This is a genomic window from uncultured Abiotrophia sp. (assembly GCF_963520105.1).
Classification (GTDB): domain Bacteria; phylum Bacillota; class Bacilli; order Lactobacillales; family Aerococcaceae; genus Abiotrophia.
This window is the reverse complement of the sequence record NZ_CAUQPN010000002.1, coordinates 195,047-221,181: the sequence shown is the minus strand read 5'-3', so window position 1 is coordinate 221,181 and position 26,135 is coordinate 195,047. Positions and strand designations below refer to the sequence as shown.

Sequence of the window (26,135 nt, the reverse complement as noted above, 5' to 3'; positions counted from 1 at the left end):
AATGGACCCAGGTAAAACACTTTTCCACTAAATAGTTGATGTAAGCGGTTCCCTTCTAGAGTTCAATCACTAAGCTTACACTCAAATTTCAGTCCTAAGGCCGATGGCAGCCACCAGCTCCTATGTTAGACTAGAATCGATTAAGAAAGGAGTGATTCCTATGGAAGCTAGACTCACCCAAGCATCCAATAAACAACTCAGTAAACTGATCGTATCCAACCTAGCCGGTACGCTCGGATCGGCCATCCTAACCTTCGTCATCGGCTTGATTATCCTCAAGCACAGTGACTCAGCCCTCTACTTCGGCCTGTCCCAGGCAGTAGGACCGGTGGTTTCCCTGCTGCTGCTGCCCTTTACCGGTAGCCTAGTTGATAAATACAACAAACAACACATCATTGTTTGGGCTCAAGGTCTCAGTATCCTAGCCTTGGGGCTCTTCGCCGGTTTTATTGCTACCACACATCTGACTAGTAATCTGCTTATGGTCTTCTTGCTCTTGATTGCCCTCAAGATTTCCGACCAATTCCTGTCCACTGCTTCGATGGCAGCCGCTACCAACCTAGTTGTCGAGGAGCACGTCCATAAACTCAAGTCAATCGAACAGACCATCGGCGCCCTATCTCAATTTATCGCCCCTATTGCTGGGGTCACCCTCTATGCCAGCCTTCCCCTCGAGTATCTAGTAGGCTTAGAGATTTGCTTAGAAGCCTTGGTCATTATCATTACTCTAACCCTTAACTTCCGCCTCGTTGCGCATCATCAGGCGGATGCCCAAGCCTCTCTCTTCAGCCTCTTCAAGGAAGGGCTGGACTTTATCAAGGCCCACAAGAAATTCCAACATACTGTAGCTCTCTTCATGTTCATTAACCTCCTGATTACAGGGGTTATCGTGGGTATGCCTTATGTCCAAGTCAAAGTCCTCAATTTCTCGGATTTTTATTATGGCATCTCAGAAGCCGCCCTCAGCCTAGGCTTTATCTTGGTGGGGATTTATCTCTCCACCCGCAAAGCGGTCTCTTACCCACTTCGGTTAGCCTGGAAATCCATCATGATCATAGGTGGTTTGATTACTCTGACGGGCGCTGTTCTCTTGCTACCCCTGTCGACAGATGCCTTCTTTGCCATCTTCCTTCTGATCAATCTAATCTTTGGTGGCTTCTCAACAGCCATTAACATTCCTATGATGACCTGGATCACTCAGGTAGTACCGACTCACTATCAAGGCCGGATTTTCAATATTGTTACGACCACTACCCAACTCCTAACACCCCTCGGGATGGTGGCCTTCTCCATCGGCTTTGACTACTTGCCAGCTAGCCTGCTCTTCCTCTTATGCGGCGCCATTATGGTAGGCGTGACCGCCTACTGGCCTCGCTTCTGCAAGGTCAACATCTTGAGCAACCAATTAGAAGACTAACATCAAACTAAGACCAAGCCACTAGCCAAGCTAGTGGTTTTTTCATATCAAAAAGGACTGGAAATATCTTCCAGTCCTTTAGGCTCTTATATATCTAAGAAACGACGGATTGAGCGGCCTGCCCCTAGGCGACCTAAGACAATCCCAATCACCAGGAGTCCTGCTCCAACATAAGCCATAATCGGCATGGTGGCTACCAGCTGGAGATTAGCTAGACCTAAGAATCCTGGCAAGTAGCTATGGGCTCCTTCATAGATGCCATACAAGGCACCAAAGGCCAGAAGGCCCGAAATCAAGCCAATATAGGCCCCTTCATATTTGAAAGGCGCGCGAATATAACGCTTGGTTGCCCCTACTAGGCGCATAATCTCGATTTCTGTGCGGCGGGCCAAAATAGTCAGACGAATAGTGTTTGACACCAGGAGTACCGCAAAGACGACGAAGATAGAGGCCAGTACTGCTAGGACAATCCGCACGGCATTGATGTTGCCCAGAATGGTCTCAACATCTGTAGAACCATAATTGGCAGCTTCTACCTTGGCTAGCTTACGAATATCTTGAGCTACCTTGTCTAGGTTCTCACCCTTATCCACTGAGACTACATAAACGTTATTGAGGGGGTTCTTATCCCCTTCAATGACATCGAAGTCAGAGGTAATGGTCTTCTTATAGTGCTCTAGTTCCTCATCCTTGCTGCGATAGACCACATCTGTGACGTGCTCAAGGCCCTGAATCTGCGTCTTGAGTGTGGCTTCTTCTTCTGCCGTCGCAATGCGGTCAATCATCACACGTACTTGGAAGGTCTGTTCGATATTTCGAGTCGCTTCATTAATGTTAGTCCAAATTAGGACGAAGCTCCCAATCATAATCAAGGTTAAGGTCATGGTGAAGATGGACACCAAGGTCATGAGTCCGTTACGGAAGAGGTTACGGAAACCGTCACGAATATGACGGAAGAAACTTCTAATGGCTCTCATGGTAATCCCCCTTCCGGTCATCGCGGACAATCCGACCACCTTCTAGCACCACTACCCGGTGTTGGAAGTGGTCCACCAGGGTATCGTTATGGGTCCCCATCAAGATAGTGGTTCCCCGGCGATGAATGGATTCTAGGACACGATGAATGCCCATGGCTGTCTCAGGGTCCAAGTTACCAGTTGGCTCGTCCGCAATCAAGATAGCTGGACGGTTGGCAATAGCCCGAGCAATGGCCACCCGTTGTTGTTCCCCACCTGATAATTGATTTGGATAGGATTTGGCCTTATGGGCTAGGCCCACTAATTCTAAAACTTCCTTGACCCGGGCTTTAATAGTCCGGCCACTCTCGCCCGTTACCTCTAGGGCATAGGCGATATTTTCGTAGACGTTCAATTTAGGCAGCAACTTGAAGTCCTGGAAGACTACCCCTACTGTCCGGCGCAAGTGTGGCACTTGCCGTTCTTTAAGCTTGTTGAGGTTAAAGTCCCCTACCCGGATAGTCCCGCGGGTCTGCATTTCTTCACGATAAAGTAACTTCATCAGGGTCGACTTACCTGAGCCACTTGGTCCAATCAAGTAGACAAACTCCCCTTTGTCAATAAAGAGGTTGATATCACGTAAGGCAATAGTCCCCTTGTCATATTGTTTGCTGACACGTTGTAATTGAATCATCTGGTCACCTTCTTTCTCTCTTTTTCTAAAATTGGTCACTCTAAGTCTACCACATTCCCTCGTCCACTGGGTCACAAGGAGATGTCAATTGTGTATCAGGAGGCTGAGTCACCCATTTGCCATTTGAGATAGGCATCGATAAAGCCGTTGAGGTCGCCGTCCATAACGGCCCCGGTATTCCCGACTTCGTAACTAGTCCGGTGATCCTTGACCATGGCGTAAGGGTGGAAGACATAGGAGCGAATCTGTGACCCCCAGGCAATGTCTTTCTGCTCCCCTTTGAGGGCGGCTAATTCCTTGGCCTTGTTCTCTTCCTCTAATTGGTAGAGCTTGGCCTTAAGCATGGCCATGGCTAAATCCCGGTTCTGGAACTGGGAACGCTGGGACTGACTCTGAGTCACAATGCCGGTCGGAATATGGGTAATCCGAATAGCTGAGGAAGTCTTGTTGATGTGCTGACCCCCAGCCCCTGAAGCCCGATAGGTATCAATCCGCAAATCATCGGGGTTGATGTCAATCTCAATGGTATCATCCAACATAGGCGTCACTTCTACCGAAGCGAAGGAAGTATGGCGCCGGCTGTTGGAGTCAAAAGGCGAAATCCGCACCAAGCGGTGCACACCTTTCTCTGACTTGAGGTAGCCATAGGCATTGTGGCCTTCGATTTCCAAAGTCACACTCTTAATACCTGCTTCTTCCCCGTCTTGATAATCCAAGACCGTTACCTTGAAACCCTGCTTATCCGCCCAGCGCTGGTACATACGTAAGAGCATACTGCCCCAGTCCTGGGACTCGGTCCCGCCGGCCCCTGGATGAATTTCCAGAATGGCATTATTGGCATCATGAGGTCCCGATAGGAGCAACTTCATCTCGTAGGCATCCAGGTCCGCTTGGACTTGGGCGACCTGTCCTTCCGCTTCAGCCAAGATATCGGCATCTTCTGTCTCTTCATAGAGCTCAAGGGCCACTTCAATGTCCGCCACACCTTCTTCCAAGGCATGAATGGTCGAGTAAGTCTCCTTCGCTAGGTTAAGTTGGCTAATAATTTTCTGAGCCTTTTCATTATCATCCCAGAAATCAGGTGCCGACATCTGATGTTCGTAGTCGGCAATATCTGCTTCTAAAGCCTCTAAGTCAAAGAGACCCCCTGAAGCTAGCTAATTGGTTATTGGCTTTGTCAATGAATTGACGAATTTCATATAATTCCATAATCAACGCTCCTTCGTTTAGTCAATCACCTTATTGTACCACGCAAAACTTAGTGGGACAATGGTAAAAGTCCCCTCCAGGGGGCCTATGACTTGAATTGTGCCTAGTTTTAAACTTCTAAGCGCTGACGCAACTGCTCGGCCAAAGCGCCCAAGGAAGCCCGGCGACGGTCCAAGTCAGCTTGTTGGCGATCTAAATCTGCCAGCTCTTCCTCCACAACCGCCAAATTCTCCCGCCATTGAATCTCGGTCCCGCAAGCCGTCTCATGCAATTCCTTGATGCGTTTAATGGCTTTGACTGATAAGCCCAGGGCTCGCAGTTCCAAAATATTGGTCAAAGCCGCCTCATGTTCCGGCAACCACTGATACTTGCCGGCCACCTTATCAGGTACTACGAGACCCTCTTCAATATAGAATCTCAGAGTGTCGCGACTGACCTGGTATTTGGCTTCAATCTGACCTGTCTGTAACATTTTTGGGTTCCTCCTCTTGACAGGGGCTTAGCCCCTCAGGTTTTACTAGAGATAGTAACCTACAAGGAGGCCCTATCATGAAAATTATCTTACTAACACTTTTAGCCCTCTATGCCCTAGCCATGCTAGGCGCCAGTCTTTATAGCCGGCGCCCCGGTCTGGCTTGGCTGACCGGATTTAATGTCTTCTGCGCCTTGAGTCTTATAGCAGCCAGCCTAGCCACCTGCTTGGGCTGGCTAGCCCATGGCCCGGCCTGTTTTTGGCTAGGTTTGGCGCTATTCAGCCTGATGATCTGCGCCCTGCTCAACGGCCATTATCTACTAGGCAGAATACAGGCACGTCATCTCCTCATTCGTGGCGGCTTGTCTCTAATCCTCTGGCTAGCCTACTGGCTCAGCTAAGCAAAAGAGCCGACCTTAGGGGTCCGGCTCTTTTTTGGTCTTAACCTAGCAAGTCCCGCAATTTATCGAAGGTCTTGCCATTACGGATGGTAATCTGCGGATAGAAGTCCTCCTTGAGCAGGTACTTGTGGTAGGAAGTCTTGAGGTATTCACTTTCCGTGTATTTGCCCCAGAAGACCGCCCGGTCGCCAAAATGAACCACTTCATCGTGTAGGGGCATGGCCTGAATGCGAGCCTTCATATGCTCATAATCCACCTGATCGGTGTAGAAGAGGACGTCGCGACGCGCCAAGGGCTCCTGCCACCAGTCAGGTACTTGCGCTGCATCCGCCAAGTAAGCATCGCGACTTAAGACCACATGATAAATGGTAAAAGGATAAGTCGCCAACATATCGCCAATCTTAGCCTTGATGCGCTCCAGAGGCTCCTCTGTCTCGAAAAAGGCATTCCCACTATTAATGTAGGTAGTGACTGCTTCATAACCCAAAGCCTCAATCTGAGCTCTAAGTTCACTCATGACCACTTTGTTCTTGCCACCCACATTGATTCCACGAAGTAATAAAAGGTATTTCATAAATTTCAAGTCACTCCCTATCTGGCTCCTATTATAGCATACTTTAGAGCTTGGAAGTCTATTATGCGCATAAAAACCTCGCTCCTAAGTCTCAGGAGCGAGGTTTTCTCTTATTGCAGTTGCAAGATACCATAATACATTAGCAGCTGTATGACACTAACGAATAGGTTATTCCCAATATGGAGGGCGATGGAATCGATTAGCTGATTCCGACGACGGAAGCTGAGGTAGAAAATAAAGCCCATGCCACCATAGATAGCCCATTCGAAGAAGGTGCTAGAGCCATGTAAATAACCAAATATCACAGACGACACCAGGCCAGCCAACCAACCAAAATACCCCTTACTACAGAAAAGTTTCTTGAAGTAGCCACGGAAGGCGAGTTCTTCGCTAATCGGTCCAATTACCGAAATAACGAAATAGGCAATCCATAGGCTGGGTTCAGTGGCTAATCCTAATACGTTGCCTAAGGACACATCATTGGCCGTTTTTTGTTGATAAGCTTGCATCATACTGTAGACCAGGATAATCACTATCCGCATAGCAATAGTAGAGACAAGCGCAATTCCCAAGTCTTTCCAGCCAAACTTGAGACGTTCACCGGAAAGCTTGTAATAGAACTTGAGACTGATAGCAGTGAAGATAATCCCACCTGCTAAGGCAGCCAACATCAAGTAAGTCTGTTGATTCCCCACGACTTGAGCCATTAAATTGAAGACGACAACCTGTGGTAACAAGCTGAACATAATAGCTAGGAAGCCCAGGACAATGGCCGGTGGCCAGTAATACCATTTATGTCTTAACAGGCCAACTGCCTCGGATCCACGGACTTGGACAGCTAGGCGATGCCAGGCCACTATCCCAATCATAGCCGCGACTGCTAGCAAGATAGCGGTCAGGAAGAGGGCGTGAAGATAGCCGGTTTCCTCAGGCAGATTCATCAAGAGCACATACTCTCCCACGACCAGACCAATGGTCACAATATAAGCCAACAGCATCAGCATGCTCCGTACCCAGGTGCTGCCTCGACTATAGAGTTCGGAGACATTAGACCATTGGGTAACAGGCTCCAGATAATCCTTGCTGTAGGACCAGCTAGACCAAGCTAGGCTGACCACCAGCCAGGTTAAGATTAGGCAGCCGATGACCCACCACTCCATGCCTAAGAAGAGGCAGAGGCCAATCAATATGGCCAGCGCTAGCGGGCTTTGCAGACCAACTAATAACCAGAATTTTTTCTTGAGATAGCCCATTAAATCCATTGGCAGGGTCTTGATATAGGCCAGATTGTCCCTTTCCAGGGAATGGCCCATCATGGCTAGGCCACCATAGCCGGCGTTAAAGCCAGCGATAAAGATTACCAGGAGCATGAGGGGCGCTAGGTAGTGAGCTTGCACCAATTCCCTTAGCAGTTCTGGTTTTTCTGACAAGCCCCCTAGAATGGCTATCAGGAAGATATAAGGGAAGATGCTACTCATCAGGATGGCCTGCATGAGAACTGACCCCTCACTTACCAGACGCCAAATGTAGGTTTTGACCCAGGCTAGACGACCTTGGCTACCAAAATGATAGATGCGGCTCTTACGCTGACCAACGCCGGATTGGCTGGAAGTTGTCAGAGCTGCTTCGTAAAATTGTGGCACTACTTGAAGTCTTAGCAGGATTTGGAGCGCCCCTAAGACGGCTAGCCAAGGCAAGAGCCCCAGCCAGGCATTGATTTGTCCTGGATTCATCACCAGGTCATAGAAGGGCATAAAAATCTGTGCCATGCCAGATAGATTACTAAAATCATCCCGGCTGCCATTGATTTGGAAGACCGCCCAGAAGGTGATAATCATCACCAAAGCCATGAGCAGATTGGAGGCTAGTTGCTTATGTTGACGGAAAATTGTTGTTTTGGTCAAATAATGGGCTAGCACAATCAGTAAAGAAATGATGGTGGCCAGAATCAGACTAAAGCCTAGCAGGGCTAGCGGCAAGGTCAAGACCAACAAGCCGGGACTCTGAATGGCTAAGAGAATAAAGTAACAGAGGACTGGCAAGATGGTAAAGAGAATGACCATCAGAGCCGACAAGAGCTTGGCCAGCATAATTTCGCCCTCGGTATAGGCGTAGGGCCGATAGGCTTGTAGGTCGCCACTTTCATAGAAGACATTGTAGAAGGTCATAAAGCCCTGTCCCAGCATCATGAGCACGAAGACGGAAACAATCACCGTAAATCGAATGGGTGCCCCTGCCAGTTGGAAGAAGCCATTCATAAAGCAAAAGAGAAAGACATACATGGCCCCTACCAGTAGGTACTGACGGATGAGAATCATAGGTACGTCTAGCTTCTTATTAGGGTTAGCCGCCTGTCTTTGGCGATAACGCACGAGGGCACCAGCCTGCCCGGCATAGAGGATATTGACCCGCATCAATTGCCATATCATTTTAAGACGCATAAGACTCGCCTTCTTCCTTACGCCCTGCCAAATTCAAATAGATGGCTTCCAGGCTTTGGTCGGGATGTTCCGCCTTGAGTTCCGCCACGGTCCCATAGAAGATTAATTCCCCCTTCTTAAGGATGGCCAGGCGGTCACAGAGCTGCTCGGCTACTTCTAGCACGTGGGTAGAAAAGAGAACCGTTTTGCCCTTATCGGCATGGGCCCGCATGAGTTGCTTGAGATCAAAAGCAGCCTGAGGATCCAAACCGGTCATAGGTTCATCGAGCACCCAAATATCAGGGTCAGACAAGAGAGCTCCAATGACGAAAACTTTCTGCCGCATACCGTGCGAGAAGGTCTCAATGACTTCATAACGGTGGTCGGCAAAATCAAAGAGACCAAGCAGATCTACTAGTCGATTTTCATAATCCTGCTTGTTTAGGCCATAAGAGGCAGCCACCAAGTCCCAGAATTCCTGAGCCGTCAGGCGTAGGAAGAGGTCTGGTGAATCGGCTACATAGCCAATCTTTTGCTTGATTCTTAGCCGGTTGCTAGCCAAGTCTAAGCCATCGACTAGGATTTTGCCTGCAGTCGGGTTAATAACAGATACCAGGGATTTGATGGTAGTGGATTTACCGGCCCCATTATGGCCGATTAGGCCGACAATTTGGCCTTCTTGGATGCTAAGATTGAGGTCTTTGAGGGCTTGAGTGGCCCCGTAAGTTTTAGAGACGTCTTGGAATTCAATCATGGGAATTACCTCCTAATCTGCTGATTACTTCTTATTTTTTCTCTGTTGCCAATAAACAAATACGAAGAAACTAAGGCCTAGAATGAGGCCAATGCTAATTCGCAGGGTCGAATCCATCTGAATGAGGGATTCCTGCCAGTAGCCCATGCCACGAGACAGGGCGATGGCAATCAAGCCCATACCTGCCAGAACGGCTAGCCATCTTAGATAGTTAGTTTTCATGGTCATCCTCCTCTTGACTCGACTCTAGGTCTTCTTCTAGGCCAGCTTGGCCATCTCGCAAGCGCCGACGTCCTACTATGTAGGTCACAATCCCGAAGAAGACCCCTCCTAAGGCATTAATGATAATGTAGCGCCACTGGATCAGATGAGCCATGCCATCTTCCCCCAAGAGGGCCCCGATGGCCGCTAGGGAAAAGTGCATCCAAACAGCGAAGAAGATTCCCGCCTTAAGGGCTGACCAGACTAAGTCTTTGAGGGCTTGCTGGACCTTATTAGGTTCGACTTCTAAGGCATCTAGCTTAAGGCGATGAACCTTGGTCGCCACATAGGTGTTGAGCCCTAATAGAACCAAGAGATTACATCCCAGCATGCCCCAAAAGGCCCACTCGGGTTGGAAGTACCAGACAAAATAGGCTACGACGTTGGCCAAGCCAAGATAGGGCAGCAAGATCAGATAGGCCTTGTTGCCAATCTTATTGATTTCGGCCATGCGATATTCGTCTAAGTTCTGTACCCCGTAAAAGCGGCGGATCCAGTTCTCCCAACTAAATTTCTTATGCTTGTGTGGTTGATTCATGCAATTCGACCTCCCAGAATAAGGTATTCAAATCTGTCTCGAGCGCATAGGCTAGTTTGAGGCAGAGATCCAAGGATGGATTGTACTTGTCATTTTCGATTAGGTTAATGGTTTGTCGGGCGACCCCAACCTCTTTGGCTAGGGCTAATTGTGAGAGTTTCCGGCTCTGACGTAATTCTCGCACGCGGTTCATAGCACGCCTTCTTTCTTGTGTGTCACATATATGTTACACATAGTATAGTCCTTTTGGGAGAGGATGTCAACTATATATGACACTTTTTTGAAGTTAGGCCAAACAAGCAAAAAAATCCCATTATATCATATATGATATAATGGGATTTTTGATTATGCGTTAACTTGTTCGCGCTCCAAGTTTTGACGGATTTGTGACTTCATAATGAAGCGTGTCACGTCAAACTCGATTTCAGCAATCATTTCTTGGAAACGTTCGTAACCTTCCGTTTGGTATTCAGTCAATGGGTTGGTTTGAGCGTAAGCCCGTAAGCCGACCCCTTGTCGTAGGTGATCCATCATGTCGATGTGATCTGTCCACTTGCTGTCTACCACACGTAGGATAATCACTTTCTCAAATTCCAAGACTTGCTCTGGACCATAGAGCATGTCGAGTTTTTCTTGGAAGACCTTCATAGCTGTGCCGTAGAGGGTTTCTACTAATTCCTTAGCAGATTTGCCTTCTAGGTCTTGAAGGGTTAATTGTTCTGGGTTGACTAGGTTAGCGTGGGCGTAGTCTAAGAGGCCACGGTAGTTCCAGTCTTTCTTGTCGCCTTCAGTCACGGCTTCCACTTCACGGATAATGGTACGTTTGATCATGCCTTTGACTGCGTCAGTTAAGTTGTCAGTTTCGTTGATGACTTGTTGACGTTGGCTATAGATAACTTCACGTTGCTCACGCATTACTTCGTCATATTCCAAGACGTTCTTACGTGTATCGTAGTTGTTCCCTTCGACGCGTTTTTGCGCAGATTCTACTTGGCGGGAGAGGAAACGGCTGGTAATAGCCATATCTTCCATCTCTTCATCCGTCACATTGAGACGTTCCCACATAGCTTTGATTCGGTCAGAACCGAAACGACGCATGAGGTCATCTTCTAGAGATAGGTAGAATTGGGAAGCACCTGGGTCCCCTTGACGACCTGAACGACCACGGAGCTGGTTATCAATACGACGAGATTCGTGACGTTCAGTCCCGATAACGCAGAGACCACCTAATTCCTTAACGCCGTGACCTAACTTAATGTCAGTACCACGACCGGCCATGTTGGTCGCGATGGTAACGGCGCCACGTTGGCCCGCTTGCATAACGATTTCCGCTTCCTTGAAGTGGTTCTTAGCGTTGAGGACTTCGTGAGGAATGCCTTCCTTGGTCAAGAGATTAGACAGGTATTCTGAGGTTTCAACGGCAACCGTACCAACCAAGATTGGTTGGCCCTTGCTGTGGCGTTCCTTAATGTCAGCCACCACTGCCTTGAATTTAGATTTAAGACTTGGATAGAGTTGGTCTGGCGCATCCACCCGTTGTACTGGACGGTTGGTTGGAATCACGACTACGTTCATGCCATAGATTTCGCGGAATTCTTCTTCCTCGGTCTTGGCTGTCCCGGTCATCCCTGACAACTTCTCATACATACGGAAGTAGTTTTGGAAGGTGATGGTCGCCATAGTCTTAGACTCGTCTTCGATTTCAACGTTTTCCTTAGCTTCGATGGCTTGGTGGAGACCGTCAGAGTAACGACGACCGTCCATGATACGACCCGTAAATGGATCGACAATCTTAACCTTACCTTCGTCAACTACGTAGTCGATGTCGTGCAACATAATGTAGTTAGCACGCAAAGCTTGGTCAATGTGGTGAACTAAGACAGAGTTGTTGACATCGTAGAGGTTTTCTAGACGGAAGACACGTTCAGCCTTGTCAACCCCTTGGTCAGTCAAGGCGATGGTCTTAGAAGTCAAGTCAATGGTGTAGTCTTCTTCAGCCTTCAAGCCTTTTGCAAAGTAGTCTGCCCGAGTGTAGAGGGCGGTTGATTTCTCAGCTTGACCAGAGATAATCAGTGGCGTACGAGCTTCATCGACTAAGATGGAGTCCACTTCATCGACTACCGCAAAGTGCAATGGACGTTGTACCATTTGCTCCTTGTAAACCACCATGTTATCACGGAGGTAGTCAAAGCCTAATTCGTTGTTAGTAGAATAAGTGATGTCACAGTTGTAAGCTTCACGCTTCTCAGCAGATGACATGCTGTTGAGGTTAAGCCCGACAGTCAAGCCTAGGAACTCGTAGACAGCCCCCATTTCCTTGGAGTCACGAGTTGCTAAGTATTCGTTAACGGTCACGACGTGAACCCCTTTGCCAGTTAGGGCATTGAGGTATACCGGCATGGTTTCGGTCAAGGTTTTCCCTTCCCCGGTACGCATTTCAGCAATGTTACCGCCATGGATGACAATCCCACCTTGGATTTGGACGCGGTATGGGAAGAGACCCAAGACACGACGGTCCGCTTCACGCACAACAGCGAAAGCTTCTACCAAGAGGTCGTCTAATTTAGTACCTGCTTCCAGGCGTTTCTTAAATTCAGCCGTTTGGGCGCGTAATTCTTCATCGCTCATGGCCTTGTATTTGTCTTCTAACGCCATGACTTGGTCGGCAATACGACCTGTCCGGCGCAATTCTGCTTTATCGTTTTCAACGAGGTTTCTTAGAAAATTAGCCATTAATAATCTCCTTTGTTTATCTACATCATAAGTTATGCCTAATGCATCTATTCTATTATAGCAGAATTCGTGCAGAATTTGAATGTTTTTATACTAAAAAATGAAAAAAAGCCCGGTTGGGCTTCTTTCCTGCAAGGATTGGATCTAGCTCCCTAAATAATGGCCCGTCAGTATGCAGCCAAACAAGAAAGGCGAGACCAGGGTCTCGCCTTTTCATAATCAACTTTAGCTTAGAGTTCTGCCGTCTCAATCAGACCATAGCGGCCATCTTTACGACGATAGACAATGCTGAATTCTTCTGTTTCTGCGTCTGTGTAGACGAAGAAGTCATGGCCCAGCATGTTCATTTGTAATACCGCTTCTTCGCTGCTCATTGGTTTGAGGCTAATGCGTTTTGACCGCACGATATCTAGCTCAGGTTCTTCGCTAGCAGGTTCACTTGCCTGGTTGAGGAGCGCATCATAAGCCCCTGCATCACCATGAACTTCGCGATATTTACGGTGAATTTTTGTTTTATGTTTACGCACTTGGCGTTCGAGTTTATCCACCACCAGGTCAATACTTGCATATAAATCTGGGTTGGTTTCTTCCGCACGCAACACTAGGAAGGAGAGCGGAATGGTCACTTCGGCTTTAGCTGTCTTGTCGGGATATACCTTGAGGTTAACATAAGCCGTCGCATCTGGGGCATTGTCGAAGAAACGCTCTAACTTGCTGACTTTCTTCTCTGCATAGTCACGGATGGCTTTGGTCACTTCAATATTTTCTCCGCGTACATTATAGTTAAACATAACCGAATCCCTCATTTCTGTTGGTGATTAATAGGGTTAATCCCGGGATCTTAATCCTATTGTCAAGCAGTTTATCTTCTGCTTATGCTTATTATAGCATACCCATCCTAAGATTGAAAGCGGAAACACTCAATTATTTTTCTGCACGCCCTTCACGGAATAAAGAAAAGGAATAGAGGGGGATTTGCCGAATTTTTGCTACAGGATACAACAAGGATTTGGCCCGCAAGAGGGTGCTTCCGGTCGTGTAAACATCATCAAAGAGCCACCATTCGCCCCTAGGCAAGTGAGCTAATACTTGTTCCTTGAGGGCAAAAACTTGGCCTAGAGCCAGACGTTGCTGACGGCTCTTGCTAGCTTGCTTGACTCCATCCCCCACATAGTCAAAAGGACAAACAACCTTCAAACCCGCCACTTCTAAGAGCTGGCGCGTGGCATGAAATTGGCGTTGGGCCAAACTGGCTGGCGACGAGGGCAAGACCAACCAATGGGCCTTTGGATGTTGACTGGCAAAGTCCCTTAGGCGCTGAGCAGGAGCCTGGGCCTGACGAATATCCCCTAAGTATTTGTAGCTGTGGAGCCACTGGCGAAGGGCTCCTTGATAGGGACAGAGGGCCTGGTGATGGATTAAGTCGATGGGATAGTGGCTGAGCCAGGCCTGGCATTCTTGACAATAGGCATGTTGATCCTTCCAGATAGCCACGGCATGATAGGGATCCTGGGCCTCCTGGGACAAGGCCCGACCACAGCCCCAGCAAATGACCTGGCCTTCAATCTTAGTCTGCCAGAGGTCTTGGCAGGTGCGACAGAGAACTGACTCAGGCAAGGGCCCCCAAGCTAGGTAGTCCCAGATGGCCGGCCCCTGATGGCAGGCTTCTTGGCACATGATACACTTCAAACTTTCCACCTCCTAGTTGACCCGCAAGAGCCCGCGCGCCTGAGCCGTCTGATTGAGGGCCCCAAGTTGCTGGATGGCCTGGCGCATGGCAAGACTTTGCCCCTGATGCAACCACCAAAGAGCCCCTGTTGGCTGGTCGGCGCTCCGCCCCACCCGACCGCTCATTTGCATGAGACTGGCCCGCGTATAGAGCTCATCATCCGCCCCCAGAATACAGACCTGACAATGGGGCAGGGTCACCCCCCGCTCTAGAATGGTCGTGGTCACCAACAAATCTAGCTTACCTTGCCTTAGCGCCATAATCTTGTCCTGGCGCTTGGGGTCACTTGCATGAACTGAAGTTAGCGCCAGACTAGGCAACAAGGGTTTCAAGAGCTTGGCACAGGCCTGGGCCTGGGGAATATGGGGCACAAAGAGTAATTTGGGCCCCTCTAGGTGGCCGAAGCGCTGCAAAATCTGCTTAAGCGGCCGAATCAAGCGACCGGCTGCTAAGCCCTTAGGCCAGTCCCCTACCCACTGCAACTGCGGCAGAGGTAAGGGATGACCATGATAGCGAGCCGGCAATTGTTGGCAGACCAAGCGCCCCGCCTCCCAGTCCAACAAGAGCCGATCATCCGGTGTGGCGGTCAGATAAACTAATAAACCTCCCGGCTTAAGGGCTCGCCGTACTGCCTCATGCAAGGCACGAGAATCCACATAGGGAAAGGCATCTACCTCATCCACAATCAGGCAGTCAAAGGCCTGATAAGCACGTAGCAGTTGGTGGGTTGTCGCCAGTGTTAGCGGCTTGAGCTCATATCTATCCTGGCTCCCCCCATAGAGAACCTGACAGTCTAAGCCAGCAAAGGCTGCCTTAACCCGAGGCGCGAGCTCTAAGCAGACATCAATTCGGGGCGAGGCCAGACAGACTCGGCCACCATCCATGAGCACCCGTTCCAACAAAGGGAAAACCAACTCGGTCTTGCCGGCGCCTGTGACCGCCCAAACTAATTGAGGTCGCCGTTCCTTGCCCCGCCAAGCTGCGACTAGCTTCTGGGCAATTTCAGCCTGACTTGGCGTCAATTCCCCCTGCCAAGTCAGCGGAGACTGGCTCAGGGGCCGTCCCGCTGGAGCTGGCTGACAATAAAGTCGTTGACCCGACATGACGCGGCCCAGAGATAGGCAGTCCAGACAATAGGTCCTAGGCTGACCGTCCAGCCCCTGGAAGGTCCAAAACTGACGTGGATCCTGGTTACCACAACGGCCGCAGACCCAGGGCGGTCCCGTTAAGGCTGGCTTTGAAGGCAGACTAGCTAGCCAAGTTTCCAGCTTTTGTCCCCTTGCATCCGTCGACTTCCACACTTCTTGGACTTCTGTCTGGGTCAAACAGCGACCTGCTAGATAATCCTGAACTTGCATTTCTATCCCTCCCTCTATAAATAAATACCCAAAAGAGGGAGCCTTGGCACTTTTTTACTTCTAACATTTTGATGACAAAACAAAAAGACTAGAACCCTTAGGTCCTAGCCTTGATTATTTTAGTCTTGTTGTTCAACGAATTTCCAACTTGGGTGGATGGTGTTCATTTCTTGTGCGATGTTGAGACAGTGGTCGCCAATGCGCTCGAAGTCGGTCAGAATCTTAGCAAAGTGTACGCTGTTGCTAGTCCCACAGACCTTGCTCTTCAGCCGTTGAATTTGCATGCGTTCGAAGGTTTCGTAGGCTTGGTCGATTAATTGTTCCTGGTTGTTGACTTCTTCCAGGTTGTCACCTACGGTCTCCTTGAGCTGGTCTAAGATTTCTAGGGCCAAGCGTGACATGGTAGTCAATTCTTCCCGCGCTTCTTCAGACAGGTCGTGCTTGCTGTCATGAATTAGGAGCAGACGCTCCATAATGTTAGTGGCGTGGTCGCCTAGCCGCTCCAGGTCAGAGGCAATCTTGACATATTCACCACTCTGCAAGTTGGCGTCATGAGTCAGAGACATGGCCGCATATTGAACAATCTGTTGGTTGAGCTCGTCGATATCTTGCTCGCGATTCTTTAATTCCGCTACCTTGTCTTCAATATCGGATGCATTATAGAGGCTGAAAGCCAAGGCCACATTTTGGCGTACTAGGCCCAACATATTCATGACTTCCTTGTAGAGTTGCGCCCCCATCATAGTGGTTAAACCGACATGGTATTCTTGATTAAAGATATTGAAATCTAAGTGATGCACCACACTTGGTGTTGGTGCTTCTGGTAAGATTGGCAAGAAGACATAAGTCAGACGCACCAATTGAGCCCCGAATGGCAAGAGCAGGAAGGTAGTCACCACGTTGAAGATAGTATGAACGTTGGCGATTTGGACTGGGACATTGCCTGGCGTCAGGCCTTCCATCCAGTGAACAAATGGTGTTGTCATACTAATAGCCACGAAGATGACCGTCCCAATGACGTTAAATAAGAGGTGGATTAAGGTCGCCCGCTTGGCATTACGCTCGGAGCCAATCGAAGCCAGAATGGCTGTAATACAGGTCCCGATGTTTTGCCCGAAGAGGACATAAATGGCACTTGGCAAGGTAACAACCCCGCTGAGGGCCAAGGTCTGCAAAATCCCGACTGAGGCTGAACTGGACTGAATGACCGCGGTAAAGATGGCCCCGACCGCAATCCCTAGCAAGGGGTTCTCGAATTTAGCCAAGAGCCCGGTAAATTCTGGCATATAGCGGAGCGGCTCCATGGATTGGGACATGTGCTCCAGCCCCATGAAGAGCATGCCAAGCCCGATTAGGACTTGTCCTGCAGCTGCGGAGCGCCCTTTGGCTGCAAACATAGCTAAGAGAACCCCAGCGAAGAGAATAAGCGGCGCATAGGCCGAGAAATTCAAGGCAATCAACTGCCCGGTAATGGTGGTCCCGATATTGGCACCCATGATAATCCAGACCGCGCTTTTGAGGTCCATTAAACCTGAGTTAACGAACCCAATGGCCATAACTGTGGTCGCGGAAGAAGATTGAGTCAAGGCAGCGACTAAGGCACCGACCCCTACCCCGATGAAGCGGTTAGCGGTCAATTTCTCCAGAATCTGCTTGAGACGACTGCCGGCAGCCGTTTCTAGCCCTTGTGACATGAGGGTCATCCCGAAGAGGAAGAGCCCTAAACCACCCAAGAGGCCGAAAATATTCGTTAATGCCATGTGATAATTCCCTTTCTTTCAATAGACACGATGATTTCAACTAACTATAGTATAGCAAGACTTGTTGGGAAAAAAAAGAAGAAATTAAGAGCGACACAATGAAGTGTCGCTTACTCCACAAGCAAACGACACTTTCTGTCTTTATTGGGCACCCAAGAGTAATTCCTTCATATGAACCAGTTGGGTGATGGTGCGGTTAACAGGTGTTGGGATACCAGCTGCTTCACCAATTCGGGTTACGGCTCCGTTGATGTAATCCACCTCAGTCAAACGACGGTTGATAATCAAATCTTGGTACATGGAAGCATGGTGCTCACGAATCTTAAGGGAAGCAGAGATAATGAATTGAGTCAGTTCTGCTGGGTCAAATTCCACCCCTTGGGTTGCGGCTACCGCTGTAAATTCCTGGGCAATGGCAGACACTAATTCCTCTGTATAAGGATTGTCGAAGAAGCCACCGAGGTCGCATTCCAACAAGGCAGTTGGCGCGTTACCGCAGGCATTAACGCAGGCTTTGCGCCAAATGGCTGCCTTGACATTTTCGCTGTAGCTAGCTTGCAAGCCCGCCGCATCTAAGGCTGCCACAATGGCTTGGGTCTTAGCACGAGCACTTGGTGTATCGACAAAGTTTTGCAGGGACAGGCTACCCACGCCATGCAGAACTGCCCGGCCTGGTCCATCCAGAGCGGCTGACCAAATGGTAGAGCCCATGACTAGGTTCTCTTCGGCCACATATTGCTTCATGACTAACTCGTGGCCTAATCCATTGAGTAGGCAGACCACCGCGGTGTCAGGTCCGAAGACTGGTTGAATGGCTGATAACATGTCCGCCAACTGCATGGCCTTGGTGAAGACGATGACCACGTCCACTTGTTCGGTCACTTCTTCTGGGTAGTAGATAGGGAATTGCTCCACCACTTCCTGGCCATTCCAGTCGACATGCAGACCATTTTGGCGGATGGCATCAATATGAGCCGGCCAGCGGTCGATTAAGATAACCTCCTGGCCACTTTGTTTAAGTTGATAGGCAAAACGGCAGCCCATAGCGCCGGCACCAGCAATTGCAAATTTCATAGTTTTGTCTCCTTTTCTTGAATTAGATGGTAATACGATAGTTTTCTGGGTCAATCCAGCCCAGACGGGTGACGAAGAGGTAGTCGCTAGCGAAGCCCAAAACAATTGGGGCCACAACGAAGAGTAAGACTGTTACTAGGCCATTCCCGGCTGTCCAACCCACGATATTGAGGTGGTTGACGGGACCTACTAAACCACTCAGGCCAAAGCCTGCTGATAGCGGCGTCCCCTGAATATAGAAGACGGAGGCCAAGAGTCCCATAATGCCTGCATTGAGACAGATTGGTAACAAGAGTTTAGGATGGCTGATAATGTTAGGCATGGACAACTTAGGCGAGCCGATGAAGTGGGCGATACAGGTCCCTAGTGAGTTAACCCGACGTCCCGCAATGGCCAAGGCGAAACCACAAGCCACGATCCCTAGGTTGGCCGCCCCTGAACCGACGCCCGCCAAGGAAATGGCAATCCCGATGCCGACTGAAGAAATAGGCGATACAATAATCAAGGCAAAAATAATGGCTAGACAGATGCAGAGAGTGGTCTGCTCTAAGGTCAAGAGATGGGCGATAAATTCCCCAATCTTACCGGTAATGAGGATAAAGTATGGATAGAGCACACGGCCTAAGCCACCGGCCACAATGACGGTCAAGGTTGGAATGACCAGAATAGCGTAAGCCCCCACCAGTGGGCGCAAGAATTGGATGACTGCCACCGCCAGACCGGCCGTCACACACATGGTGATAATGTCCCCCGTCCCCTTAAGCTGAAGGCCAGACTCTAGGAATTGAAGGGAGCCACCTGCCAACATGGTGGTCATGCCGACCGTGATAGTCTCTAGGGGATTGAAGGCGAAACGAATGGCAACCGCCACCCCAATCGCAAAGCCAACAAAAGTATTGGTGGCACTGACAATCTGGGTCATGAAGGCCAAGTCAGGGAAACTTGGCGTTAGGGCCTTGAAGAGTTCTCCTAGGAGAGCCCCGGGAATCAAGGCAGCGATGACCCCTAGGGCGGAGCCATTTAAGACATTCATTAGGAATGATTTGAAGGATTTCATCATAGGATTTCCTCGCTTTCATCAAGTTTACAAGTACTAGTATACCCTAAGCAAGACCACAAAAAAAGAGGCAGGTCTCATAAACACCTTCAGGCACAAAAATAAACTAGGACCTGGAGGTCCTAGCTTAATCGCTTATTGTTAGTGATGGTGGTGACAACAACCCTTGGGATGGGGCTTAGGACTGCCATCTGCTAGGGTTGAGCGTCTTAAGGTAAAGTAGTCCGGCACCGGGTCCTTGCCCCCTGCCACAAAGGGATGGCAGCGACTAATCCGCGCCAAGCCCATGATGAGGCCTTTGAAGGCGCCATGTTTTTCAATGGCATGGATAGTATAGGTGGAACAGGTCGGACTATAACGGCAACTAGGTGGGAAGAGTGGCGATAGGGCCAACTGATAGAAACGCACTAGCTTAATGAAGATCCAACGAAACATCCTATCACCCCTTCTGAAGGAAGGTCCGGAAGAGCCACTGAATGATCTCACTGGACAGGAAGGTGAAGAAGAAGAGGGAAGCCGGCCGGTAGAGCAGTACCATCTTGACGAATTCTTTGAAAGTGATGTTGGACATACCGGTAATCATACAGAAGATATCGTCCGGGAAGATGGGCGCCACGAAGCCGATTTTAAGTAGGCGACGGAAGCCCGGGCCATCATTCATTTTGGCGATATAGTGGTCGTATTGCTTGTCTGACAAGAAGGCCTTGATGAAACTAGATCCGAAGCGTTTGCCTAGGAAGAAGTTAATGCAGGAACCGATGACCATGCCCGTACAGTTGAGCAGGAAGCCACCAAAGTGACCATAGATCACGTCACCAATGACATTGTGTAGGCCACCAGGAATAATGGGATAAATTGTCTGGGAAATTTGTAATAAGAGGAAGAGTAAGGGACCGAATATCCCCATACTTTTAAGCAGTTCTCCAAAGCCGCCACCTTCCTTAAAATAAGGCGAACTGGCAATAAAGACTGAGCCCGTAACGGTCAGAACCAAACCCACTACGGTGAGAATTTGAATCAGCTTCCGTTTTTTCTCGAGCGATAGCTTGCTCATAGCGTCTACTCCTTTAAGTCATGTCTCACGGTTGTCCCTTGGAAAGACCGTCAACAAGTCTACTATACACTAAAAATCTTATTATGTCAGTAATGTTAACTCTTTTTTAGGATTTGATGTCAAAGTACTGACTCCCCTAAACAAAAAGTAGCCAGAACTCACCTCGCTCTGGCCACTAAGCTATTAGAATTTCAAGTGTGGTTCTACCACAATCAGATCCTTGCTGACCTGGTTGAGGACTTGGCAACCGGTCTCTGTCACCAAGACTAAGTCTTCAATCCGCACCCCGACCTTGCCTGGCAGGTAAATACCTGGCTCGATAGAGAAGATTTGGCCGACTTGGGCCTTGGCTTGGTTGAACTCGGAAACGTCCCCTGCTTCGTGGACTTCCCGCCCGATAAAGTGGCCGGTCCGGTGGGTGAAGTATTCCCCATAGCCAGCCTCCTCAATAACCTGGCGCGCCGCCCGGTCTATGCTAGCCAAGGTCACACCTGGACGGACTGCCTTAATGGCCACTTCTTGGGCCTGACGCACGGTCTCATAGACCCGCCGCGACTCCTCATCCGGCTCCCCATAGAAGACGGTCCGGGTCATATCCGAACAGTAGCCCTTGTAAGAAGAGCCGATGTCAATTACCACTGAATCACCCGGTTGAGGGCGGTCGTCATTAGTTTCGTGGTGGGGATCCGCCCCATTGGCCCCGTAGGCAATAATCGGTTCAAAGGAGAAGCCTTGGCAACCCAAACGCTGATAGATGCCAGCCAATTCGCTGACCATTTCAGATTCTGGCAAGCCATCCGCCACCAAGTTAATGAGGGCTAGGGTGGCCTGATCGTTAAGGGCAGACGCCTCCCGCATCAGTTCTTGCTCCTCAGGTGACTTGATGGCCCGCAGGTCATCCACCAAATAAGCAGCATTCACTGGCTTCAAATCTTGGCGGGCCGCCATCAGATCCAAGAGAAAATGACTTGGCCAAACCTTATCAATCCCCGTTTTACCGGGCGCCAGACTTTGGGCCAACCAGCTGATAACTGGCTCCCCATCACGATAGGTCACAATCTCTAAGTCGTCTGCTAAGTCACTAGCCTGTGGGAAGAGTTGGTTGAGATAGAGTTGATGACGACCGTCAGCTGCCACCTTGAGCAGTAAGAGCCGCTCTCCCGGCTGGGTCTCATAGCCAATCAAATAAGCAATACTTGACGGGTCAGTCACTAATTGTTGGGCAACCCCTGCTACCTTGATGCCCTTAACTAGGGCTTCTAATCGTTCAGCTTGCATGTATACGCGCTCCCTTCTTCTTTCCCTTCTATTATAGCACAGGGATTTGCTGGGACCCAAGACAAAGCCATAAGAAAAGGCTGGGAACTCGTCCCAGCCTCAGAGCTGTCTATTCGATAATTTCTGTCTTTAGGACACCTGCTGCTTCAAAAGCCGCCGCCAACTGGCAGAGAACCCGTTCCTGGCCCTTGCCGGCCCAAAGCTGGACACCCAGCGGTAGGCCTTCTGACGATTTGCCAAGAGGCAACATGATGGCCGGTTGACCAGCCAGGTTCTGGAGGAAGGTCCAAGGCGTGTAAGCCCAACTTTCCCGCCAACGCTCCATAATGAGGTCGGTGCGAGCCTCCTTGGCTAAGCCCTCCTGATTCAAGAGGCGCTGAGCCATCTCCGCCGAAGCCGCAAAGCACCCATGCAGGGGCGCCGGCCCGTTGGTCCCAGGCGTCAAAAGTATATCATAGTCCTGGAAGAAATTCTCCAAATCAGCCGCTAGCTGATCCCAACGGCCCAGCAGCTGGCTGTAATCGGCAGCATCCCAAGGCAAGCCGGCCTGGTAGATGCCCCAGGTCATTGGCTCCATATCGTCTGGCGTCAAGGCGCGACCCAGACTAGCCTCAAATCCTCGCATCATGGCAACCGTCTCAACTGCATTCATGGTGGTATAATCACGCGCCGCCGCTATGACATCCACTGGGAAGTCAACTGCGACTAGCTCATGACCCATGCCTGCCAATCGTTCTACCGTCTGGCGCAACAAGTTGGCCACATCTAAGCGAACTTGAGGTGTTAGGGGCGAATCCAGCAGATAGGCGATTCTGAGCGGACGCTGAGGCAAGGTCAGGGGACCAGGACTCATTTGAGGCACCATGTAAGGTGCAGCCCACTGTTCCACCTGCAGCCCCTCCAATAAGGTCCAGGTATCCCGGACCGACTTGGTCAAAGCAAAATGTACCGATGCCCCCTGCCAGCCCCGATAGCCGTCGGGGCCAACTGGCACCCGGCCACGGGAAGGCTTGAGGCCAATCAGACCACAGAAGCTAGCGGGAATCCGGATAGAGCCCCCGCCGTCACTGGCTGTGACAATTGGCACCATGCCCGCCTTGAGCGCAGCCGCTGCCCCACCACTGGACCCGCCCGCATTGCGGGTTAGATCCCCGGGATAGCTGACTGCTCCGGTAAACTGGGCATCGCTAATATTCTTAAAGCCAAATTCCGGCACATTGGTCCGGCCTACCACGATAAAGCCCAAAGCCTGGATGCGTTCTACGAAATAAGAAGTCTGGTTGGCTACATAGTCGGCCATAAGCTGGGCGCCCGCATAGGAAGGCTCCCCAGCTTGGAGTTGGCCCAAGTCCTTGAGCAGAATAGGCACCCCAAAGAAGGCAGGCAATTCCTGACGTTCTGACTCTGACAGCTGACGCCAGAGTTGGTCATGAGCCTGAGCTTGGGCCCGCGCACTCTCGGCTTGGACATGAGCCACCGCATGTAGGCTAGGATTGAGGGCCTGGATATTTTCGAGGGCCCAGTCCACCAATTGGCTGGCCGTCAAACGACCGGCCTTGACTTCTTGCGCGTAGTAAGTCGCATCTTGCTTAAATAAGGGCATCTTCTGGCAGCACTCCTTTGGCTAAATCATCGAGTAGTTGGCGTTTGTAATGAAGAAATTCTGGACTAAAGCCAATGGCTTCGAAGTCCGACTTATCCAGTTGAATGTCGTGGACAGCTTGCAGGGTCCCTGGCTTGCCACCCATGACATAGACCTTGTCGGCTAAAATCAAGGCCTCATCCACATCGTGGGTGATGAGCAGAGTCGACCAGCCCATCTGCTGCTTGTAGTGGAGGAACCACTGATGCAGCTGGCGCCGGGTCACCGCGTCCAAGGCACCAAAGGCCTCATCCAAGAGGACCCATTGGCGCTTGAAGCAGGCCGTCCGCAGGAAGGCTGCCCGCTGGCGCATGCCCCCTGACAGAGACTTGGGATAGTGCTGGGCCCAAGGCGCTAGCTTGAATTCTTCTAGTAGCTGCTTGGCCTCGGCACGGGCCTGAGACTTCTTGACCCCAGACACCACTAGGGGCAGGGCCACATTATCCACTAGGGTCAGGTGCTCGAAAAGCATGTCCTTTTGCAGCATGTAGCTGACCTGACCGGGTTCCAAGGGCTGTCCCGCTAGGCTAATGGAGCCTGACTGGACCGGCAAGATGCCAGCGATTAAATTAAAGAGGGTGGTCTTCCCGACCCCGCTTCGACCCAGGATAGCCACGGTCTGGCCCGCTACCACCTGAAGATTAACATCTTGGATGACCATTTGCTGGTCGTAGCCGTAGGCTAAATCCCGAATTTCTAGCACCTTACTCCGCTCCTAAATATTCATTGCTAAAGTATTGGCCCTTAGTTAGGTCGCTTTCGACCAGTTTGTTGTCGTAGAGCCATTGATAGAAGGCATTCCAACGCGCTGGATCGAACTGGCCCCATTTGGCTGGATCGCTAGCGTAACGCTCGCTCAACCATTTTTGGGAAGCCACGACGAAATCACGTTGGTCCTTCAATTCTGGGGCCGCTTCAATCAGAATGTCGGCCGCTTCTTCTGGATGTTCCATAGCATATTGATAGCCCTTCTTGATAGCTGCCAAGACCTTCTTGGCTTGATCTGGGTGGGCTTTGAGGTAATCGTTGTTGGCAATAATAACTGGTGAGTAGAAGTCCAATTCTGGCGCGATGTCCCGAATTTGGAAGAAAGTGGTGGACACCTTCTGGAAGCCTGCCAAAATCCCATCCCAAGCATAGTAAACCCAGGCTGCGTCGAATTGGTTATTGGCCAAGCCGATAATGGAGTTGTCGCCATCATTTGGCACTAGACTTGTCTTGGAGAAGTCCCCGCCGGCCTTCTTAGTCATGTATTCCATCATCTTCAACTCAATTGGGTCATTCCAAGTGCCGTACTTGTGCCCTTCCAGACCTTTAGGATCCTTGATGCCGGCTTCTTCCTTAGCAATAATACCGGAGGTATTGTGTTCAATAATAGCCGCTACCGCCGTTACTGGCAAGCCACCCGCAAATCGCTTAGCCAAAGAATCTTGGAAGGCAATCCCGAAGGCCGCCTTACCTAGCCCCACTAATTCGGTGGTTGAGCCTTCAGGTGGACGTTTGATATCGACTTCCACGCCCACTTCCTTGAAGTAGCCCTTGGCTTGGGCGACATATAGCCCGGTATGGTTGGTGTTAGGTACCCAGTCTAGAATCAGGTCTACCTTGTTGTCATCACCTGTTTGAGCGGCTACGCTTGGTAATGTGGTTCCAGCCAAAGATAGGCCGGCAAGCAAAGCCGCGAATTTTTTCATCCATTTTTGCATGTGTGTGTCACTCCTCTAATCTTAGGAAATATGGGGGGCCTTGCTTGAGCGCCAAGGCAAGGCGAGTCGTTCAATGAGGGCAACTAGCCCCATGAATATCAAACTCAGTGCTGAAATGAGGAAAATGACCGCGAACATCTTGTCGTAGGCGAAGGCCTTCTTGGTCTGGATCATATAGACACCCAGACCCTCGAATCCCCCTAGCCATTCCGCCACAACCGAACTCACGAAGGCGTATGAGACACTGACCTTAAGCCCGGAAAAGAAGAAGTGTAGGCTGGTCGGTATCTTAACATAGCGCAAGGTCTGCCAATGACTGGCTCCCATCATGTTCAGCAACTGCAAGGCATCCTGGTCACAATGGGCGAAGCCACTTAAGATACTCATGATAATGGGAAAAATCGTAGTTAAGACCACCAAGACAATCTTAGGCGTCATCTCATAGCCCAGGGCCAAAACCAAAATCGGGGCAATGGCCACCGTCGGCACAGTCTGAGATACGATTAAGAGTGGGTAGAGGGCCCGGTGGACCCATTTGAAGCGGTCCATGATGACCGCCAGAATAAAGGCCAAGACAATCCCAATGCCCAGCCCGATAAAGGCCTGGATTAGGGTTACCCGACTATTGCGCCAGAGGTTAGGGGCATCTTGCCAGATAGCCGCTAGAACCGCCGACGGAGCCGGAATGATAAAACGCGGCAGCATACCCAGTCGAGCCGTCACTTCCCACAAGGCCAGGAGTCCTAAGCCTGTCAGCCAAGCCACACTTGATTCAAACCAGCGATGCACTCTCTGTTTAATGGTTACCGTCTCCTTTCTATTGAGAATACGTAACACCCACTTGCGTTTGGACTCGATAAAAAAAGACCCATCCCGGCATGACGCGCAGGATGAGTCCATCAATCAGATTCAACTTGCCACATCCCTACGTAAGTATTAACTTCATCAGGTTATGAGGGTCCGAGGCAAAGCCCCATCTCAGCCGCAATCGCGGCACCCCTTGTGTTACCTCTATATTATATGCAAGTTGATGTAAGAATGCAATTGC

At 50.1% G+C, this 26,135-nt stretch carries 26 protein-coding genes and 1 riboswitch; of the genes, 2 read left to right on the top strand and 24 right to left on the bottom strand.

Annotated features, from left to right (window positions below; translation table 11 throughout):
* Nucleotides 1–160 precede the first annotated feature (160 nt).
* Entirely contained in the window at nucleotides 161–1,417 is a 1,257-nt protein-coding gene (locus RWO08_RS04235) for an MFS transporter (RefSeq protein ID WP_314211291.1), read from the top strand.
* An 86-nt stretch (nucleotides 1,418–1,503) separates the two neighbouring features.
* Here RWO08_RS04235 and ftsX read toward each other — a convergent pair whose 3' ends face one another.
* The 4 genes from ftsX to RWO08_RS04215 all read right to left on the bottom strand — a co-directional run bounded on the left by ftsX (nucleotide 1,504) and on the right by RWO08_RS04215 (nucleotide 4,748).
* Nucleotides 1,504–2,394, bottom strand: a complete 891-nt coding sequence (gene ftsX, locus RWO08_RS04230) for a permease-like cell division protein FtsX (RefSeq protein ID WP_291430386.1) — start codon at nucleotides 2,392–2,394, stop codon at nucleotides 1,504–1,506.
* Complete coding sequence (gene ftsE, locus RWO08_RS04225; RefSeq protein WP_268442382.1) at nucleotides 2,381–3,067, bottom strand: cell division ATP-binding protein FtsE; 687 nt, start codon at nucleotides 3,065–3,067, stop codon at nucleotides 2,381–2,383. Before ftsE ends, ftsX begins: the two co-directional genes overlap by 14 nt.
* A gap of 95 nt (nucleotides 3,068–3,162) precedes the next feature.
* A protein-coding gene (gene prfB / locus RWO08_RS04220) for a peptide chain release factor 2 (RefSeq protein WP_291430385.1) occupies nucleotides 3,163–4,276 on the bottom strand; the annotation gives its coding sequence in 2 pieces (ribosomal slippage) (nucleotides 3,163–4,203 and nucleotides 4,205–4,276; 1,113 coding nt in all).
* A gap of 109 nt (nucleotides 4,277–4,385) precedes the next feature.
* Nucleotides 4,386–4,748: a MerR family transcriptional regulator gene (locus RWO08_RS04215; protein WP_180363286.1), complete on the bottom strand. Its 363-nt coding sequence runs from the start codon at nucleotides 4,746–4,748 to the stop codon at nucleotides 4,386–4,388.
* Nucleotides 4,749–4,825: 77 nt separating this feature from the next.
* Between RWO08_RS04215 and RWO08_RS04210 the strand changes: the two genes are divergently transcribed.
* Nucleotides 4,826–5,149, top strand: a complete 324-nt coding sequence (locus tag RWO08_RS04210; protein WP_314211290.1) for a hypothetical protein — start codon at nucleotides 4,826–4,828, stop codon at nucleotides 5,147–5,149.
* Nucleotides 5,150–5,189: 40 nt separating this feature from the next.
* On the opposite strand, the gene RWO08_RS04205 is transcribed toward RWO08_RS04210, so the two are convergent.
* From RWO08_RS04205 to RWO08_RS04110, 20 genes are all read right to left on the bottom strand, one after another.
* A complete protein-coding gene (locus RWO08_RS04205; RefSeq protein WP_023391366.1) occupies nucleotides 5,190–5,723 on the bottom strand; it encodes a DUF1697 domain-containing protein in 534 nt (177 codons plus the stop codon).
* 110 nt (nucleotides 5,724–5,833) lie between these two features.
* Nucleotides 5,834–8,164, bottom strand: a complete 2,331-nt coding sequence (locus RWO08_RS04200) for a type II CAAX endopeptidase family protein (protein WP_314211289.1) — start codon at nucleotides 8,162–8,164, stop codon at nucleotides 5,834–5,836.
* Complete coding sequence (locus tag RWO08_RS04195) at nucleotides 8,154–8,897, bottom strand: ABC transporter ATP-binding protein (RefSeq protein ID WP_314211288.1); 744 nt, start codon at nucleotides 8,895–8,897, stop codon at nucleotides 8,154–8,156. The genes RWO08_RS04200 and RWO08_RS04195 overlap by 11 nt, the downstream gene beginning before the upstream one ends.
* A 24-nt stretch (nucleotides 8,898–8,921) precedes the next feature.
* The gene (locus tag RWO08_RS04190) at nucleotides 8,922–9,119 is read right to left on the bottom strand and encodes a hypothetical protein (protein ID WP_291430375.1); all 198 of its coding nucleotides are present in this window, start codon (nucleotides 9,117–9,119) and stop codon (nucleotides 8,922–8,924) included.
* Nucleotides 9,109–9,696 (bottom strand): DUF3278 domain-containing protein, encoded by a 588-nt coding sequence (locus RWO08_RS04185; protein ID WP_314211287.1) that lies wholly within the window; start codon nucleotides 9,694–9,696, stop codon nucleotides 9,109–9,111. Before RWO08_RS04185 ends, RWO08_RS04190 begins: the two co-directional genes overlap by 11 nt.
* A complete protein-coding gene (locus tag RWO08_RS04180; RefSeq protein ID WP_023391371.1) occupies nucleotides 9,674–9,889 on the bottom strand; it encodes a helix-turn-helix transcriptional regulator in 216 nt (71 codons plus the stop codon). The genes RWO08_RS04185 and RWO08_RS04180 overlap by 23 nt, the downstream gene beginning before the upstream one ends.
* A gap of 152 nt (nucleotides 9,890–10,041) precedes the next feature.
* Nucleotides 10,042–12,429 (bottom strand): preprotein translocase subunit SecA, encoded by a 2,388-nt coding sequence (gene secA / locus RWO08_RS04175; protein WP_314211286.1) that lies wholly within the window; start codon nucleotides 12,427–12,429, stop codon nucleotides 10,042–10,044.
* Between the two features lie 230 nt (nucleotides 12,430–12,659).
* Complete coding sequence (gene hpf, locus RWO08_RS04170; RefSeq protein ID WP_035364003.1) at nucleotides 12,660–13,220, bottom strand: ribosome hibernation-promoting factor, HPF/YfiA family; 561 nt, start codon at nucleotides 13,218–13,220, stop codon at nucleotides 12,660–12,662.
* A 133-nt stretch (nucleotides 13,221–13,353) separates the two neighbouring features.
* Nucleotides 13,354–14,118 carry a ComF family protein gene (locus RWO08_RS04165; protein WP_314211285.1) on the bottom strand — a complete coding sequence of 255 codons (765 nt, stop codon included), beginning with the start codon at nucleotides 14,116–14,118 and terminating at the stop codon, nucleotides 13,354–13,356.
* Nucleotides 14,119–14,130: 12 nt separating this feature from the next.
* Nucleotides 14,131–15,516: a DEAD/DEAH box helicase gene (locus RWO08_RS04160; RefSeq protein ID WP_314211284.1), complete on the bottom strand. Its 1,386-nt coding sequence runs from the start codon at nucleotides 15,514–15,516 to the stop codon at nucleotides 14,131–14,133.
* A 119-nt stretch (nucleotides 15,517–15,635) separates the two neighbouring features.
* The gene (locus RWO08_RS04155; RefSeq protein ID WP_314211283.1) at nucleotides 15,636–17,276 is read right to left on the bottom strand and encodes a Na/Pi cotransporter family protein; all 1,641 of its coding nucleotides are present in this window, start codon (nucleotides 17,274–17,276) and stop codon (nucleotides 15,636–15,638) included.
* Nucleotides 17,277–17,417: 141 nt separating this feature from the next.
* On the bottom strand, nucleotides 17,418–18,350 hold the full coding sequence (locus RWO08_RS04150) for a 2-dehydropantoate 2-reductase (RefSeq protein WP_306486245.1): 933 nt from the start codon (nucleotides 18,348–18,350) through the stop codon (nucleotides 17,418–17,420).
* 22 nt (nucleotides 18,351–18,372) lie between these two features.
* Complete coding sequence (locus RWO08_RS04145) at nucleotides 18,373–19,407, bottom strand: PTS transporter subunit IIC (protein ID WP_291453834.1); 1,035 nt, start codon at nucleotides 19,405–19,407, stop codon at nucleotides 18,373–18,375.
* A gap of 141 nt (nucleotides 19,408–19,548) precedes the next feature.
* Nucleotides 19,549–19,842 (bottom strand): membrane protein insertion efficiency factor YidD, encoded by a 294-nt coding sequence (yidD, locus tag RWO08_RS04140; protein ID WP_291430359.1) that lies wholly within the window; start codon nucleotides 19,840–19,842, stop codon nucleotides 19,549–19,551.
* A 4-nt stretch (nucleotides 19,843–19,846) separates the two neighbouring features.
* The gene (locus RWO08_RS04135; protein WP_291428270.1) at nucleotides 19,847–20,461 is read right to left on the bottom strand and encodes a TVP38/TMEM64 family protein; all 615 of its coding nucleotides are present in this window, start codon (nucleotides 20,459–20,461) and stop codon (nucleotides 19,847–19,849) included.
* A gap of 183 nt (nucleotides 20,462–20,644) precedes the next feature.
* On the bottom strand, nucleotides 20,645–21,739 hold the full coding sequence (locus RWO08_RS04130) for an aminopeptidase P family protein (protein ID WP_314211282.1): 1,095 nt from the start codon (nucleotides 21,737–21,739) through the stop codon (nucleotides 20,645–20,647).
* A gap of 109 nt (nucleotides 21,740–21,848) precedes the next feature.
* Nucleotides 21,849–23,342 (bottom strand): amidase, encoded by a 1,494-nt coding sequence (locus RWO08_RS04125; RefSeq protein WP_314211281.1) that lies wholly within the window; start codon nucleotides 23,340–23,342, stop codon nucleotides 21,849–21,851.
* Nucleotides 23,329–24,042: an ABC transporter ATP-binding protein gene (locus RWO08_RS04120; protein ID WP_311469096.1), complete on the bottom strand. Its 714-nt coding sequence runs from the start codon at nucleotides 24,040–24,042 to the stop codon at nucleotides 23,329–23,331. The genes RWO08_RS04125 and RWO08_RS04120 overlap by 14 nt, the downstream gene beginning before the upstream one ends.
* A gap of 43 nt (nucleotides 24,043–24,085) precedes the next feature.
* Entirely contained in the window at nucleotides 24,086–25,087 is a 1,002-nt protein-coding gene (locus tag RWO08_RS04115) for an ABC transporter substrate-binding protein (protein WP_311469093.1), read from the bottom strand.
* 21 nt (nucleotides 25,088–25,108) lie between these two features.
* Complete coding sequence (locus RWO08_RS04110) at nucleotides 25,109–25,924, bottom strand: ABC transporter permease (RefSeq protein ID WP_291453839.1); 816 nt, start codon at nucleotides 25,922–25,924, stop codon at nucleotides 25,109–25,111.
* A 68-nt stretch (nucleotides 25,925–25,992) separates the two neighbouring features.
* Nucleotides 25,993–26,098, bottom strand: a riboswitch (TPP riboswitch).
* Nucleotides 26,099–26,135: the final 37 nt, after the last annotated feature.